15 protein-coding genes and 1 tRNA gene are annotated in these 16,830 nt (G+C 34.7%); all 16 read left to right on the forward strand.

Features of this window, described 5'->3' with window-relative positions; genetic code table 11:
• Position 1: 1 nt before the first annotated feature.
• The 16 genes from htrA (at position 2) to O3633_RS06640 (ending at position 16,829) form a co-directional block, all read left to right on the forward strand.
• Complete coding sequence (gene htrA, locus O3633_RS06565) at positions 2–1,186, forward strand: serine protease HtrA (protein WP_049530392.1); 1,185 nt, start codon at positions 2–4, stop codon at positions 1,184–1,186.
• Positions 1,187–1,242: 56 nt separating this feature from the next.
• Positions 1,243–2,001, forward strand: a complete 759-nt coding sequence (locus tag O3633_RS06570) for a ParB/RepB/Spo0J family partition protein (RefSeq protein ID WP_049530393.1) — start codon at positions 1,243–1,245, stop codon at positions 1,999–2,001.
• 221 nt (positions 2,002–2,222) lie between these two features.
• Complete coding sequence (gene dnaA, locus O3633_RS06575) at positions 2,223–3,578, forward strand: chromosomal replication initiator protein DnaA (protein WP_049530394.1); 1,356 nt, start codon at positions 2,223–2,225, stop codon at positions 3,576–3,578.
• A gap of 157 nt (positions 3,579–3,735) precedes the next feature.
• Complete coding sequence (gene dnaN, locus O3633_RS06580; protein ID WP_049503816.1) at positions 3,736–4,872, forward strand: DNA polymerase III subunit beta; 1,137 nt, start codon at positions 3,736–3,738, stop codon at positions 4,870–4,872.
• 66 nt (positions 4,873–4,938) lie between these two features.
• The gene (locus O3633_RS06585; protein ID WP_049503817.1) at positions 4,939–5,133 is read left to right on the forward strand and encodes a DUF951 domain-containing protein; all 195 of its coding nucleotides are present in this window, start codon (positions 4,939–4,941) and stop codon (positions 5,131–5,133) included.
• Positions 5,134–5,216: 83 nt separating this feature from the next.
• Complete coding sequence (gene ychF / locus O3633_RS06590) at positions 5,217–6,332, forward strand: redox-regulated ATPase YchF (RefSeq protein WP_049530395.1); 1,116 nt, start codon at positions 5,217–5,219, stop codon at positions 6,330–6,332.
• Positions 6,333–6,404: 72 nt separating this feature from the next.
• Positions 6,405–6,974, forward strand: a complete 570-nt coding sequence (gene pth, locus O3633_RS06595; protein WP_049530396.1) for an aminoacyl-tRNA hydrolase — start codon at positions 6,405–6,407, stop codon at positions 6,972–6,974.
• Complete coding sequence (gene mfd, locus O3633_RS06600; RefSeq protein ID WP_371620787.1) at positions 6,967–10,470, forward strand: transcription-repair coupling factor; 3,504 nt, start codon at positions 6,967–6,969, stop codon at positions 10,468–10,470. The genes pth and mfd overlap by 8 nt, the downstream gene beginning before the upstream one ends.
• Before the next feature lie 64 nt (positions 10,471–10,534).
• Positions 10,535–10,801: an RNA-binding S4 domain-containing protein gene (locus O3633_RS06605; RefSeq protein ID WP_371620788.1), complete on the forward strand. Its 267-nt coding sequence runs from the start codon at positions 10,535–10,537 to the stop codon at positions 10,799–10,801.
• Positions 10,794–11,162 (forward strand): septum formation initiator family protein, encoded by a 369-nt coding sequence (locus O3633_RS06610; protein ID WP_371620789.1) that lies wholly within the window; start codon positions 10,794–10,796, stop codon positions 11,160–11,162. Before O3633_RS06605 ends, O3633_RS06610 begins: the two co-directional genes overlap by 8 nt.
• A gap of 6 nt (positions 11,163–11,168) precedes the next feature.
• A complete protein-coding gene (locus O3633_RS06615; RefSeq protein WP_371620790.1) occupies positions 11,169–11,291 on the forward strand; it encodes an SP_0009 family protein in 123 nt (40 codons plus the stop codon).
• Complete coding sequence (locus O3633_RS06620) at positions 11,284–12,552, forward strand: serine hydrolase (protein ID WP_371620791.1); 1,269 nt, start codon at positions 11,284–11,286, stop codon at positions 12,550–12,552. Before O3633_RS06615 ends, O3633_RS06620 begins: the two co-directional genes overlap by 8 nt.
• Complete coding sequence (gene tilS / locus O3633_RS06625) at positions 12,549–13,826, forward strand: tRNA lysidine(34) synthetase TilS (protein ID WP_371620792.1); 1,278 nt, start codon at positions 12,549–12,551, stop codon at positions 13,824–13,826. The genes O3633_RS06620 and tilS overlap by 4 nt, the downstream gene beginning before the upstream one ends.
• Before the next feature lie 4 nt (positions 13,827–13,830).
• Positions 13,831–14,373: a hypoxanthine phosphoribosyltransferase gene (gene hpt / locus O3633_RS06630; protein ID WP_000890189.1), complete on the forward strand. Its 543-nt coding sequence runs from the start codon at positions 13,831–13,833 to the stop codon at positions 14,371–14,373.
• A gap of 16 nt (positions 14,374–14,389) precedes the next feature.
• Positions 14,390–16,348 carry an ATP-dependent zinc metalloprotease FtsH gene (gene ftsH, locus O3633_RS06635; protein ID WP_371620793.1) on the forward strand — a complete coding sequence of 653 codons (1,959 nt, stop codon included), beginning with the start codon at positions 14,390–14,392 and terminating at the stop codon, positions 16,346–16,348.
• A 409-nt stretch (positions 16,349–16,757) separates the two neighbouring features.
• Positions 16,758–16,829, forward strand: a tRNA-Glu gene (locus tag O3633_RS06640).
• Position 16,830 lies beyond the last annotated feature (1 nt).

The following is a 16,830-nucleotide window of genomic DNA, read 5'->3' on the forward strand; positions in this document are numbered from 1 at the left end:
TATGAAAAACTTAAAAACTAGTTCCAAAAAATGGGGACAACTTTTATTAGTCATTCTCATTAGCTTTTTTAGTGGTGTTTTAGGTACTTTTACAACATTGCAGCTCAGTCAAAAACAAAATAGTGGTACGACAACTACAACGACTGTCAGCAAAACAGCTGTAAAAAATGAAAACTCAACCACACAGGCAGTCGATAAAGTTAAAAATGCTGTGGTATCTGTCATTACTTACTCTGCAAACTCCCAAAACAGTTTATTTGGATCTGCAGAAACTGATACAGATACAAATACTGAGCAAGTTTCTAGCGAAGGTTCTGGAGTTATTTATAAAAAAGAAGGTAACTTTGCTTATCTCGTAACCAATACTCACGTTATTAATGGCGCTAAAAAAGTGGATATTCGCTTAGCTGACGGAACCAAAGTTCCGGGTGAAATTGTGGGTTCTGATACTTACTCTGACATTGCAGTTGTAAAAATTGCTGCAGATAAGGTCACTACAGTAGCTGAATTTGGAGATTCTGACCAACTAACAGTCGGAGAAACAGCAATCGCAATCGGAAGTCCTCTTGGTTCTGAATACGCTAACACCGTGACTCAAGGAATCGTATCAAGTTTGAATAGAAATGTTTCTTTAAAATCTGAAGATGGACAAGCTATCTCTACAAAGGCTATCCAAACAGATACAGCCATCAACCCTGGTAACTCAGGTGGTCCTTTAATCAATATTCAAGGACAAGTAATCGGAATTACATCTAGCAAAATTGCTACAAATGGCGGCACTTCTGTAGAAGGACTTGGATTTGCGATTCCTTCAAACGATGCCATCAATATTATCAAGCAATTGGAAAAGAATGGAAAAGTCACTCGACCAGCCTTAGGCATTCAAATGGTCAACCTTTCAAATCTTAGTAGCACTGATTTACAAAGATTGAATGTACCATCAAGTGTCACTGCAGGAGTAGTTGTTCGTTCTGTTCAAACTAGTATGCCTGCTAATGGACATTTACAAAAATATGACGTCATTACAAAAGTGGATGATAAAGCCATTTCTTCAACTACTGAATTACAAAGTGCTCTATATAGTCATTCGATCGGAGATAGCATGACCATTACATACTACCGTAATGGTAAGGAAGAAACAACTACCATTAAATTAGATAAGAGTACTAGTGATTTAGATCAATAGTTTACAGATATGTAAAGGTGCTTTACAGAATATCTAAGTTGTGATAATGTAGAATTATGGAAGAATTTAAAATTGTTCAAATAAAGGATATTCAAAAAAATCCCTATCAACCTCGTAAAGAATTTTCAGAAGAAAAAATACAAGAACTGGCACAATCTATTAAGGAAAACGGCTTAATTCAGCCAATTATCGTTAGAAAATCTCCTGTACTTGGATACGAGATTTTAGCTGGAGAAAGGCGGTATCGTGCGTCAATAGCTGCTGGACTTTCAGAGGTTCCAGTCATTGTTAAGCAACTTTCTGATCAAGATATGATGCTTCATTCTATCATTGAAAATCTCCAACGAGAAAATTTAAATCCTATCGAAGAAGCTAAAGCATACCAGTCTTTAATTGATAAAGGTTTTACCCACACAGAAATTGCTGAAAAAATGGGAAAATCTCGACCTTATATTACAAATCTAGTTCGATTATTAGGACTACCTAAACATATTCTGACAGAAGTTGAAAGTGGGAAACTTTCCCAAGCTCATGCTAGACTCCTCATTCAATTATCAAGTGATAAACAAGATAAACTCTTGAATCGTATCCAAACTGAAAATCTATCTGTTCGACAAGTTGAACAAATACTACAAAAAACGAAGAAGATCAGCAAAAAAGAAAAAGATTACTTTGTCAAAGAGGAAGAGCAAACATTAAAAAAAATACTCGGATTAGAAGTTCATATTAAGCTACAAAAAAAAGATAGTGGTAAAATTACTATTTCTTTCCATAACCAAGATGAATACCAACAATTTATTAACAGCCTGAAATAAGGCTGTTATTTTAGTATTCTTAACTAACATAGTTATCCACTGCATTTTAGTTTTTAAAAGCCCAGTATTTCAGAATTTTTCTTAGTTATCCACATTTTGTGGATAACAGTTAAAAACATTGTTAATTGTTTTCCACAACTTGTGGAAAAATAATCTTATCTATGGTAAAATGATTCTATCAATAAACCTTTTAAATTCTATAGTAAAGGAGGGGGAAATCATTGAAGGAAAAACAATTTTGGAATCGTCTTTTAGAACTTGCACATGATAAATTAACTCAGTCAGTTTATGATTTCTATATTTTAGACGCGAAACTTGTTAAAGTTGAAGAGACTACTGCAACGATTTTCTTACCCCGAGATGAAATGCAGATATTCTGGGAAAGAAATATCAATGGGATGCTTTTAGCGGCAGGTTTTGAAATCTATGATGCTGAAATAAAAGCCCATTATGTCTTCACGAAAGTTGAAGAATCTGCCTCTCAAGTAAACCTACATTCTGAGTCTACAAATAACTATCAGCAAAATCTGTCCACTATTCCATATTCTGAAACTGGACTCAAGGAAAAGTATACTTTCGATAATTTTGTCCAAGGAAATGGTAATGTTTGGGCTAAGTCCGCAGCTTTAGCTGTTTCTGAAGATCCTGGACTAACTTATAATCCTCTATTTATCTATGGAGGTCCTGGACTGGGAAAAACTCACCTGCTAAATGCCCTTGGTAATGAAATTCTAAAAAAGAGTCCAAATGCGCGTGTTAAATACATACCTGCTGAAAGCTTCATTAACGAATTTCTAGAGCATTTGAGACTCAATGATATGGAAAAATTTAAAAAAACTTATCGTAGTTTAGACCTCCTACTCATTGATGATATTCAATCTCTTAGTGGAAAGAAAGTACAAACTCAAGAAGAGTTTTTCAATACTTTTAATGCCCTTCACAATAATAATAAACAAATTGTTTTAACAAGCGATCGTAGGCCTGAACATTTAGAGAGTCTACCTGAACGTCTGGTCACGCGCTTCTCGTGGGGATTAACGACAGATATCACACCACCTGATTTTGAAACACGTATTGCTATTTTACAGAGTAAGACTGAACATCTCAATTATCATTTTCAGAACGATACACTCGAATACTTGGCTGGACAATTTGACTCTAACGTGCGAGAACTCGAGGGAGCACTCAACGATATCAGCCTAATGGCCAAAGTCAAAAAAATTAACGATATCACAGTTGACATTGCCGCTGAAGCTATTCGTGCTCGTAAACAAGACGTCAGCAAAATGATTGTGATTCCAATTGATAAAATCCAAACAGAAGTTGGAAACTTCTATGGTGTTAGTGTCAAGGAAATGAAAGGAACTAGACGTGTTCAAAATATCGTTTTAGCCCGTCAAGTTGCTATGTATCTAGCCAGAGAAATGACTGATAATAGCCTTCCTAAGATTGGAAAAGAGTTTGGTGGTAAAGACCACACAACGGTCATTCACGCTCATGGAAAAATCAAATCCATGCTTGAAACAGATGATAATTTACGTATAGAAATTGAAAACATCAAAAAGAAAATTAAATAACTTGTGGATAACTTTTAAAAAAATATCTCATTTATCCACATCTTTTAAACAAGGCTCTGTCCTTGAGTTTTCTTGATTACAAGTGTTTTTCCACAGATTTCACACACTCTATTATTACTATTATCCTTCTAATAATAAAAAGAATAAAGGAGAATCCATGATTCATTTTTCAATTAATAAAAACTTATTTTTACAAGCCTTAAATACAACAAAGAGAGCTATTAGCTCAAAGAATGCAATTCCTATTTTATCGACTGTAAAAATTGATGTTACCAATGAAGGAATTACCTTGATTGGATCAAATGGTCAAATCTCAATCGAAAATTTTATATCGCAAAAAAATGAAAATGCAGGTCTCTTGATTAACTCTTTAGGTTCAGTTCTACTGGAAGCTTCTTTCTTTATCAATGTTGTTTCAAGTCTTCCAGATGTAACACTTGATTTTAAAGAGATTGAACAAAAGCAAATTGTCTTAACTAGTGGAAAATCAGAGATTACTCTTAAAGGAAAAGATAGCGAGCAATATCCACGTATTCAGGAAATTTCTGCAAGCAATCCTTTAGTTCTTGAAACAAAACTTCTTAAAAAGATTATCAATGAAACAGCTTTTGCAGCTAGTACCCAAGAAAGCCGTCCTATTTTGACGGGGGTACATTTTGTCTTGAGCAACCATAAAGAATTAAAAACAGTTGCGACAGACTCTCACCGTCTTAGTCAGAAAAAGTTGACTCTTGAAAAAAATAGCGATGATTTTGATGTTGTCATCCCAAGTCGTTCGCTACGTGAATTTTCAGCTGTTTTTACTGATGATATCGAAACAGTGGAGATTTTCTTCGCCAATAATCAAATTCTCTTTAGAAGTGAAAATATTAGCTTCTACACACGTCTCTTAGAAGGAAATTATCCAGATACCGATCGATTGATTCCAACAGATTTCAATACAACAGTGACTTTTGACGTTGCTAAACTACGCCAGTCTATGGAACGTGCACGTCTTTTATCAAGTGCAACACAAAATGGTACTGTTAAATTAGAAATCAAAGAAGGAATTGTAAGTGCCCATGTTCATTCTCCAGAAGTAGGGAAAGTAAACGAAGAAATTGATACTGAAAATGTAAGTGGTGCTGATTTGACAATTAGTTTCAACCCAACTTATTTGATTGAAGCACTAAAAGCTCTAAATAGCGAAAAAGTTACAATCAGCTTTATTTCAGCAGTTCGTCCATTTACTCTGGTTCCAGCTGATACAGATGAAGATTTCATGCAGCTCATCACGCCAGTTCGTACAAATTAATGGAAAGAGGTTGAGCCTAGCTCGCCTCTTTTATGATATAATCGAAAAAGAAAAAGGAGACTAACTATGTATCAAGTTGGAAATTTTGTTGAAATGAAAAAACCACATGCTTGTACGATTAAGTCAACAGGCAAAAAAGCAAATCGCTGGGAAATTACCCGTGTTGGAGCAGACATCAAGATAAAATGTAGTAATTGTGACCACGTAGTCATGATGAGTCGCTATGATTTTGAAAGAAAAATGAGTAAAATCATCGACTAAGAACCCTAGTTAGAGGGTTAGCAAGTTTTCCCTTTTTGTGTTATAATATTGAAGATTGAAATGTGAACGGAGAATGAGAAACTATGGCTTTAACAGCAGGTATCGTTGGTTTACCAAACGTTGGTAAATCAACCCTATTTAATGCAATTACAAAAGCAGGAGCAGAGGCTGCAAACTATCCTTTTGCGACCATTGATCCAAACGTTGGAATGGTAGAAGTTCCAGATGAACGCCTCCAAAAATTGACGGAAATGATTACTCCTAAAAAGACAGTTCCAACAACCTTTGAATTTACAGATATTGCAGGGATTGTAAAAGGAGCATCAAGAGGAGAAGGTTTGGGAAATAAATTCTTGGCCAATATCCGTGAAGTTGATGCGATTGTTCATGTGGTTCGTGCCTTTGATGATGAAAATGTCATGCGTGAGCAAGGTCGTGAAGATGCCTTTGTGGATCCGCTAGCAGATATTGATACTATTAACCTAGAGTTGATTCTTGCTGACTTAGAATCAGTCAATAAACGCTATGCGCGTGTAGAAAAAATGGCGCGTACGCAAAAAGATAAGGAATCAGTTGCAGAATTTAACGTTCTTCAAAAGATTAAACCTGTTCTTGAAGACGGTAAATCAGCACGTACCATTGAATTTACAGATGAAGAGCAAAAAGTAGTCAAAGGTCTTTTCCTTTTGACCACGAAACCTGTTCTTTATGTAGCTAATGTTGATGAGGATGTCGTTGGAGAACCAGATTCTATCGATTATGTGAAGCAAATTCGTGAATTCGCAGCAACAGAAAATGCAGAGGTAGTGGTTATTTCTGCGCGTGCTGAAGAAGAAATTTCTGAGTTAGACGATGAAGATAAAAAAGAGTTTCTTGAAGCCATTGGTTTGACAGAATCAGGAGTTGACAAATTGACTCGAGCTGCTTATCATCTACTAGGACTTGGAACTTACTTCACAGCTGGTGAAAAAGAGGTTCGTGCATGGACCTTTAAACGTGGCATGAAAGCTCCTCAAGCAGCTGGTATCATCCACTCTGACTTTGAAAAAGGATTTATTCGTGCAGTGACCATGTCTTATGACGATTTGGTAAAATACGGCTCTGAAAAGGCTGTAAAAGAAGCTGGACGTTTGCGTGAAGAAGGAAAAGAATATGTCGTGCAAGATGGCGATATTATGGAATTCCGCTTTAACGTTTAATCAGTATTTAAAATAATGTCAATTAGGTTGGAAAAAAATTCCAACCCTTTTGACTTTTGAAAGGAAATATAAATGACAAAATTACTTGTAGGATTGGGAAATCCAGGAGATAAATATTTTGAAACTAAACATAATGTTGGCTTTATGCTGATTGACCAACTAGCAAAAAAACAGAATGTTACCTTTACACACGATAAGATATTCCAAGCTGAGTTAGCCTCATTTTTTCTTAACGGTGAAAAAATTTATCTGGTGAAACCGACGACTTTTATGAATGAAAGTGGAAAAGCTGTTCATGCATTGTTAACCTACTATGGTTTAGATATTGAAGATTTACTGATTATTTACGATGATCTTGACATGGAAGTCGGAAAAATTCGTCTTCGTGCTAAAGGAACAGCTGGTGGTCATAATGGAATTAAGTCGATTATTCAACATATCGGTACACAGGTTTTTAATCGTGTAAAGATTGGCATTGGAAGACCTAAAAAAGGAATGTCAGTAGTTCATCATGTTTTGAGTAAGTTTGATCAAGAAGATTATATTGGTATTTTACAGTCAATTGACAAGGTTGACGATGCTGTAAATTATTATTTACAAGAAAAAAACTTTGAAAAGACGATGCAGAAATATAATGGGTAAGGAAATGGCATTAATCGATTTCTTTTTAGAGAATAAACAAATTCTATCTTGGCATAAGAACTTACCACAGCAACAAAGACAATTATTGCTAGGACTTTCTGGATCAGCAAAATCGTTAGCGATTGCTAGTAGTCTGAAGAGTCAGGATAAGGTTTTAGTGATGACTTCCACATATGGAGAAGCTGAGCGTCTGGTCAATGATTTAATCTCCATATTAGGTTCGGATCTAGTTTATCCATTTCTAGTAGATGATTCACCAATGGTCGAATTTTTGGTATCATCTCAGGAAAAGGTTTTTTCTCGGGTTGAAGCTTTGCGGTTTCTAAGAGATGAGTCTCAAAGAGGGATTTTAGTTTGTAACGTCGCAGCTAGTCGGGTATTCTTACCAAATCCTCAAGTTTTTGATAATAGTATCTTAGAACTTCAAGTGGGCCAGGAATGCGAACAAAGAGAATTAAAAAATCACTTGATTTCCCTTGGTTATAAGAGAGTTACACAAGTTCAAAGTCAGGGAGAATTTAGCCTTCGTGGAGATATTCTGGATATCTTTGAAACCTCTCAAATATCCCCTTACCGAATCGAATTTTTCGGTGATGAGATTGATGGTATTAGAAAATTTGATACTGAAACTCAATTATCAAAAGAGAGTCAAACTCAAGTACTAATCTATCCAGCTAGTGATATTTTGTTAACGCATGAAGATTATCATCGTGGTCAGGAATTTTTAGAACATGAGATTGATAAGGCACTTTCTCCAACTTTAAAGTCTTACCTAGAAGAAGTTTTTAGTTGCACGAAAGAGAAAGTTCTTCATGCAGATATTCGCAAGTTTTTGTCTGTATTTTATAAAAAACAGTGGACCTTGATAGACTATTTGAATCAAGTGCCTATTATCTTTGATGATTTTCAAAAAATCATGACCCAGTACGATGCTTTTGATAAGGAAACAGCTAGCTACTTTACAGAAGATTTACATAACAGTAAAGCGTTGTCAAGTTTACAATATTTTGCTGATGTAGAAAGTCAGTTAAAAAAATATGTACCAGCGACTTTCTTTTCAAATTTTCAAAAAGGGCTTGGAAATTTAAAATTTCATCATCTGTATCAGTTCAATCAATATCCTATGCAGGAGTTCTTTAATCAGTTTTCTTTTCTGAAAGAGGAAATTGAACGTTACAAAAAATTAAAGTATACGATTGTTCTTCAATCAAGTAGCAAAACTGAACTAAAGAAACTGTCAACGATTCTTGATGAATACGATATTAAAGTTGACAATAATGACGAAAGTGAAATCTGTAAAGGAACTGTCAATCTTGTTGAAGGAAATCTGCGACATGGGTTTCATTTTGTAGATGAAAATCTTGTATTTATCACTGAATATGAGATTTTTAAAAAGAAGATTAAACGGAAATATAGAAGACAAAATATCAGCAACGCTGAGCGATTAAAGGATTATAACGAGCTCCAAAAAGGAGACTATGTTGTTCATCAAATTCATGGTATTGGGCAATATTTAGGGATTGAAACGATTGAAATCAAAGGAATTCATCGAGACTACGTAAGTGTTCTATATCAAAATGGAGATCGTATTTCTATCCCTGTGGAGCAGATACAGACTCTTTCTAAGTATGTCTCTAGTGATGGTAAGGCTCCAAAGTTAAACAAATTAAACGATGGACGTTTTAAAAAAGCGAAGCAAAAAGTAAAGAGTCAAGTTGAAGATATTGCAGATGATTTAATTAAGTTATATGCAGAGAGAAGTCAACTTAAAGGTTTTGCATTTTCAAAAGATGATGAAGACCAAAACGCTTTTGACGAAGCATTCCCATATGTAGAAACTGAGGACCAACTTCGAAGTATCGAAGAGATCAAGAAAGATATGCAGGCTTCTCAACCGATGGACCGACTTTTAGTTGGAGATGTTGGATTTGGTAAGACAGAAGTAGCTATGCGAGCTGCATTTAAGGCTGTCAATGATCATAAACAAGTGGTAGTTTTAGTGCCAACAACCGTTCTTGCTCAGCAACATTACAGTAATTTTAAGGAAAGATTTGAACAATTTGCTGTCAATGTAGATGTTTTGAGTCGTTTTAGAAGTAAAAAAGAGCAGACTGAAACACTTGAGAAGTTAAAAAAAGGTCAAGTAGACATCTTGATAGGAACCCATAGAGTCTTGTCTAAAGATGTTGAGTTTGCTGATTTGGGGTTGATGATTATTGATGAAGAACAACGATTTGGAGTAAAGCATAAAGAAGCTTTGAAGGAATTAAAAAAGAAGGTTGATGTCTTAACTTTGACAGCTACACCAATTCCTAGAACCCTCCACATGTCTATGTTAGGTATCCGAGATTTATCAGTCATAGAGACTCCTCCAACAAATCGATATCCTGTTCAAACCTATGTTCTGGAACAAAATGATCGTGTCATTCGTGATGCTGTATTGAGAGAAATGGATCGTGGTGGTCAGGTTTACTATCTTTACAACAAAGTTGACACGATTGAAAAGAAGGTTTCAGAATTACAAGAACTGATTCCTGAAGCTTCTATTGGTTTTGTTCATGGTCAAATGAGTGAAATTCGTTTGGAGAATACGCTACTTGACTTTATAGAAGGACAGTATGATATTCTTGTCACCACTACGATTATTGAAACAGGAGTGGATATTCCAAATGCAAATACTTTATTTATTGAAAATGCAGATCATATGGGATTGTCAACCTTGTATCAATTAAGAGGTCGGGTTGGTCGTAGTAATCGAATTGCCTATGCTTATCTCATGTATCGTCCAGATAAAACCTTGACAGAAGTTTCTGAGAAAAGATTAGAGGCCATCAAAGGTTTTACTGAACTAGGTTCTGGTTTCAAAATCGCTATGCGTGATTTATCCATTCGTGGAGCGGGTAATCTTTTAGGAAGTTCGCAGTCTGGTTTTATTGATTCTGTTGGTTTTGAGTTGTACTCTCAGTTGTTAGAAGAAGCAATAGCTAAGAAAAATGGAACTGACAAAAAACGTGAAAAAGGAAATGCTGAATTAATTCTACAAATTGACGCTTATCTTCCGGATGAGTACATTTCAGATGAACGACATAAAATTGAAATTTACAAGAGAATTCGTCAGATTGATAACCGTGTCAACTATGAGGGATTACAAGATGAGTTGATCGATCGTTTTGGAGAATATCCAGATGTGGTTGCTTACCTTTTAGAAATTGGATTAGCTAAAGCATATCTTGATAAAGTATTTGTCAATCGTGTTGAAAGAAGAAATAATAAGCTTGTTATTCAATTTGAAAAAATATCTCAACAACTATTCTTAACTCAAGATTATTTCCAGGCTCTTTCTCAGACAAGTTTGAAGGCCAATATTTCAGAAAATCAAGGTTTAATCGAAGTTGTTTTTGATATTCGTAATAAAAAGGACTATGAGATTTTAGAAGGTCTTTTAACTTTTGGAGAATCATTAGCAAACATAAAAGAATCAAAAGAGTCACATTAGGAGTTATCTTTTTTCTTCTATAAAAGGTATAAAAATGGTACAATAATAATTTGAGGTAATAAAAATGAGATTAGATAAATATTTAAAAGTATCAAGAATTATTAAGCGTCGTACAGTGGCTAAGGAAGTTGCAGATAAGGGACGTATCAAGGTAAATGGTATTCTTGCTAAGAGCTCTACAGATTTAAAAATCAATGACCAAGTTGAAATTCGTTTTGGAAATAAATTGTTGCTCGTAAAAGTGTTAGAAATGAAAGATAGCACTAAAAAAGAAGATGCTGCAGGTATGTATGAAATTATCAGTGAAACAAGGGTAGAAAGCGATGTATAAAAAAATTGTACAAATGAATAATTCTTTTATTCAAAATGAACACCAACGTCGTAAATACTTGATGGAAGAACGAAAAAGACGAAATCGTTTTATGGGCTGGGTTTTGATTTTGATTATGTTGTTGTTCATCCTACCAACCTATAATTTGACTCAAAGTTATCAGCAACTACTCGAACGTCGTCAACAGTTAGCCGATCTGAAAAAACAGTATCAAGAATTGAGCGATGAAAAAGATAAAGAATCAAATCTTGCAACCAAATTAAAGGACGAAACATACGCAGCCAAGTATTTGCGTGCAAAATATTATTATTCAAAATCATGGGAAGAAGTTTATACTATTCCGGACTTACTTCCTAGGTAATGTAAAATGGAAAATTTATTAGATATTATTGAACAATTTTTAAGTCAATCAGATGAAAAATTAGAAGAGTTAGCTCAAAAAAATCATCTGTTACGGTTACAGGAAAAAGAGGAAAAAAAGAATGCGTAAATTTTTAGTGATATTGCTACTTCCTATTTTTTTAAAAAGTGTCCAAGTAGTAAGCACTGAGAATCCAGTTATCATTCCAAACCAAGAAGTTTATTCCTTAACCCACGCTTCGTATCATTTTTACTATCAAGATGTTATAGAATCTCCAAAATTTTATGGTGAAACATCTGTTTATTCTACAGAAGATTTGATTAAAGAATCAGGAAAAGTCAATGCAGATACAAAATTATCTGTTTTAGAATGGAAATTAAATAAACAAGGACAGCCTGTCTTTAAATTGTCTAATAATCAGTTTGTGATGGCCGATAAACGACTTTTATACGATAGTTCAAATGTCAACAATTTTTCTAAACGAGTGTGGTTAGAACCTGAATTTATTGTCTATAATAGCCCTTATGATAAACAAGAATTAAAATCTACTTTGGTACCCTATCAAGATGTTGAAGTAGATATGTCTATTTTTGCTGGTGGGCATGAGTTTTTACATATCAAACAAACTGGTTGGATTTCGACGGATTATATTTCCAATGATGATAATCGTATCCAGAAAGTACAAGAGTTACTATCTGCAAATTATCAAAATGAACAGTTTTCTATTTATGTGAAACAATTGAGTACGGGAAAGGAAGCTGGGATTAATGAAGATCAAAAAATGTACGCTGCTAGTGTTATGAAATTGCCTTATCTTTATTATGTTCAGGAAAAAATCAATCAAGGTGATTACCAACTTGACACGAAATTGAAGTACGTTTCTGAAGTAAATGATTTCCCTGGTTCTTATAAACCCGAAGGAAGTGGAAGCCTCCCTAAAACAGCAGACAATAAAGAATACACAATCAAAGATTTAATCACAAAAACTGCAAAAGAATCTGACAATGTAGCTCATAATATTCTTGGTTATTATATTACGAATAAATCAGATGAAGCCTTTAAAAGAGAGATGGCTACTATCGCAGGTGAGGAATGGGATGTGACAGATAAGTTGGCTTCAGCTAAAATGGCTGGTCAAGTTATGGAATCTATTTATAATCAGAATGGTTTTGTTTTAGAATCGCTATCGCAAACAGCTTTTGATAATCAGCGGATTGCTAAGAATATTTCTGCTAAGGTAGCCCATAAAATTGGGGATGCAGATGAATTTAAACACGATGTAGGAATAGTCTATACAGATTCTCCTTTCATCATTTCAATTTTTACCAAAAATTCTGATTATGATACCATTTCTAAAATTGCTAAGGATGTCTATGAGGTCCTAAAATGAGAGACCAAGATTTTTTAAATCATTTTCTAGAAAAAGGTTATTTTAAAGATCATTCACGAGTTGTACTAGCCTTGTCTGGTGGATTGGATTCGATGTTTCTCTTTCACCTGCTATCAACCTATCAAGAAGAACTCAGGATTGAATTATTTTTAGCTCATGTAAACCATAAACAACGATTAGAATCGGATCATGAAGAATATGAATTAATAAAACTAGCTGAACAAGTTGGAGTTCCAATTTACGTAGCTCATTTTACTGGAGATTTTTCAGAAGCAAATGCTCGTCAATTTCGCTATAAATTTTTTAGGAAAGTAATGGGAAAAACTTTCTCTACAGCCCTTGTAACAGCTCATCATGCAGATGATCAGATTGAGACGGTATTTATGCGAATGATTAGGGGTGTTAGATTACAACACTTATCAGCTATTAAAGAAAGACAAACGTTTGATAAGGGAGAATTAATTCGTCCTTTGCTGTCTTTTTATAAGAAGGATTTTCCTGAAATCGAGCATTTTGAAGATAGGACGAATGAAGAAAATTACTATTTTCGCAATCGAGTTCGTAATATTTACTTACCACAACTGGAAAAAGAAAATATTCAGGTAAAGAGAGCGTTTTTAGAGTTTGGAAAAGAAGTATCTGACTATCAAATTGCTCTGACTGAATTATCTCAAACAGTCAATGTGGAAGATTTAACTCAGTTTTTATTCTTTTCTGAGGCAACACAGCGAATTTTACTACAACAATACCTTAATTGTTTTGCTGATTTAAATGTAACAAGAGAACAATTTCAAGAAATTCATCATATTTTAAAAACTAAGAGTCAATATCGCCATTGTATAAAAAATGGTTATGAACTTGTAAAAGAATATCAGCACTTTCGAATTTGCAAAATCAGACCAAAGTCTGATGAAAAAAGTAGTGAGTGTGTGTTAAACTATCAAAATCAACTTCATTATGAAGGTTATTTATTTTCATTTGGAATCCCTCTAGAAGGGGAAAATATTCAAAAGATGAATGTTTCTCGTGAAACATCTTTGATTTTAAGGCATCGACAGCCTGGTGATTATTTGATAAAAAATGGTTATCGTAAAAAACTAAGGCGACTTTTTATTGATTTAAAAATTCCTAAAGAAAGACGAGAAAAAGCTATTATCATTGAGCAATTTGGAAAAATTTGTTCAGTTTTAGGAATTGAAATCAGTGATTTGAGTAAAAAAATGAAAAATGATATAATGAACACTGTACTTTATATAGAAAAAATAGATAGGTAAAATCATGTTAGAAAAAGATATCAAGAAAATTTTGATTTCACAAGATGAAATTACAGAAGCAGCTAAAAAATTGGGTGCTCAGTTGACAAAAGATTATGAGGGTAAAAATCCGATTTTAGTTGGAATTTTAAAAGGTTCTATTCCTTTTATGGCAGAATTGGTGAAATATATTGATACACATCTTGAAATGGACTTTATGATGGTCTCTAGCTATCATGGTGGGACTGTAAGTAGTGGTGTCATTAATATTAAACAAGACGTAACTCAAGATATTAAAGGTCGACATGTTGTCTTTGTAGAAGATATCATTGACACTGGTCAAACCTTGAAAAGTTTGAAAGATATGTTTACTGCAAGAGAAGCAGCGTCTGTGAAGATTGTTACCATGCTTGATAAACCAGAAGGTCGCACTGTAGAAATCGAAGCAGATTATACATGTTTTACAATTCCAAATGAATTTGTTGTAGGATATGGACTAGACTATAATGAAAACTATCGTAACCTTCCTTATGTAGGTGTATTGAAAGAGGAAGTTTACTCAAAATAGAAGGGTAAGTGTTTGAATGCAAAAACAAAATAATGGTTTCATAAAAAATCCATTTCTTTATTTGTTGATGATTTTCTTGCTAGTGACAGGATTCCAGTACTTTTTTGCTGGCAGATCCGCTGGTCATAGTCAACAAATTAAGTACTCAGAATTGGTTCAGGAAATCACTAACGACAATGTAAAAGAAATGACCTACCAACCAAGTGGTAGTGTTATTGAAGTGTATGGTGTCTACAAAACTGCTAAGACAGAGAAACAGGAAACGGGAATTCAATTTTTTACCCCCTCTGCTACAAAAGTAGAGAAATTTACAAGTATTGTCCTCCCATCAGATACAACTGTAGCGGATTTGCAAAAGTTAGCAAGTGAACACCAAACTCAGATTGAAGTGAAACACGAAAGCTCAAGTGGTATGTGGATTAACATCCTGGTTTCAGTAGTACCATTTGCTATCTTATTCTTCTTCCTTTTCTCTATGATGGGAAATATGGGCGGAAATAATGGACGTAATCCAATGAGCTTTGGACGTAGTAAAGCTAAAGCTGCTAATAAAGAAGATATCAAAGTTCGCTTCTCAGATGTCGCAGGCGCAGAGGAAGAAAAACAAGAACTTGTTGAAGTTGTTGAATTCTTAAAAGATCCAAAACGATTTACAAAATTGGGTGCCAGGATTCCAGCTGGAGTTCTCTTAGAAGGACCTCCGGGAACTGGTAAAACATTACTTGCCAAAGCAGTCGCAGGAGAAGCTGGTGTACCATTCTTTAGTATTTCAGGTTCTGACTTTGTAGAAATGTTCGTTGGTGTCGGTGCGAGCCGTGTACGTTCTCTCTTTGAGGACGCAAAAAAAGCAGCACCAGCTATTATCTTCATTGATGAAATTGATGCCGTTGGTCGCCAACGTGGTGTTGGTTTAGGTGGAGGTAATGATGAACGAGAACAAACCTTAAACCAACTCTTGATTGAAATGGATGGTTTTGAAGGAAATGAAGGAATTATTGTCATTGCGGCAACGAACCGTTCAGATGTTCTTGATCCGGCTCTACTTCGTCCAGGCCGTTTTGATAGAAAAGTATTAGTTGGTCGTCCAGATGTTAAGGGACGCGAAGCAATTTTGAAAGTCCATGCTAGAAATAAACCTTTAGCTGAAGATGTAGATTTGAAATTGGTAGCACAACAAACTCCAGGTTTTGTTGGTGCCGATTTGGAAAATGTATTGAATGAAGCAGCTTTAGTTGCAGCTCGTCGTAATAAATCAGTGATTGATGCTTCTGATATTGATGAAGCTGAAGATCGTGTTATTGCTGGACCATCTAAGAAAGACAAGACAGTTTCACAAAAAGAACGTGAATTGGTTGCCTACCATGAGGCAGGACACACCATTGTCGGTCTAGTATTGTCAAATGCCCGTGTTGTTCATAAAGTTACCATAGTACCACGTGGACGTGCAGGCGGATATATGATTGCACTTCCTAAAGAAGACCAAATGCTTTTATCTAAAGAAGATATGAAAGAGCAATTAGCTGGCTTAATGGGTGGACGTGTAGCTGAAGAGATTATCTTTAACGTCCAAACAACTGGAGCATCTAATGACTTCGAACAAGCGACTCAGATGGCGCGTGCTATGGTTACTGAGTATGGTATGAGTGAAAAACTTGGTCCAGTACAATATGAAGGAAATCATGCTATGTTTGGTGCACAAACCCCTCAAAAATCAATTTCAGAACAAACAGCTTATGAAATTGACGAAGAAGTTCGTTCATTATTGAATGAAGCACGAAATAAAGCTGCTGAAATTATCCAGGCAAATCGTGAAACTCACAAGCTGATTGCAGAAGCATTATTGAAATACGAAACATTGGATAGTACACAAATTAAATCTCTATACGAAACAGGAAAGATGCCTGAAACAGTAGAAGAGGAATCACATGCACTATCTTATGATGAAGTAAAATCAAAAATGAGTGAAGAAAATTAATTATCTTAAATACTATAAACAGAGGGGGCACAAGTTTTCTCTGTTTTTTTTAAAAAAGTTGAGGAAACTCTAATTTAAATCAAAGATTTCTCTCAAAATAAAATACAAGTTCACTTATGTTAATGCTCTCTTAGAGGAAATGATTCAAATTTTCTGAAAATAAGAATGCAACAGTTACTTGAGTAATATGAAGAAATGTTTTCCAAAAATGATATGTGCTTCATAAAAAACAATTAGTATAAGAAAAAAAAATTAACCGAAACTCTGGGCAGATGAGCGTTTCAAGGGTCGCAAAGCCATGCTGAAAGAATTAAAGGAAGTAATTCAGTAGAATTGAAAAAAGTTAAAAAAAGGTGTTGACAAAGTAAGAAAAGTCGGTATAATAGTAAGAGTTGAAAATAACAACTCTGGTCCGTTGGTCAAGGGGTTAAGACACCGCCTTTTCACGGCGGTAACACGGGTTCGAATCCCGTACGGACTAT

The organism is Streptococcus sp. 27098_8_22 (assembly GCF_041432415.1).
GTDB lineage: Bacteria > Bacillota > Bacilli > Lactobacillales > Streptococcaceae > Streptococcus > Streptococcus pseudopneumoniae_M.